Source organism: Rhizobium sp. SVR5-9E, from assembly GCF_056755095.1.
The window spans coordinates 1-282 of the sequence record NZ_JBNDHS010000358.1; the positions used below are offsets into that span (position 1 = coordinate 1).

1 pseudogene is annotated in these 282 nt (G+C 41.5%); it reads left to right on the forward strand.

The features are described from left to right. Window positions 1–282, forward strand: a pseudogene (locus ACPYOJ_RS35170) (xylose isomerase); the annotation flags it as partial.

The window sequence follows — 282 nt, forward strand, 5'->3', positions numbered from 1 at the left end:
AGATCACCTGGCACGTTTTCTTTCAATGTCCAGAGATTATGCACGTCAGCAAGGATTTAAAGGAACTTTCCTTATCGAGCCTAAACCAATGGAACCTACAAAACACCAGTACGACTACGATTCTGAGACGGTGATCGGCTTCCTTAGACATTACGGATTAGATAAAGATTTTAAATTAAATATCGAAGTAAACCACGCAACCCTTGCAGGTCATACTTTTGAGCATGAACTTCAGGTTGCTGTAGATGCAGGACTTTTAGGAAGCATTGATGCCAACAGAGG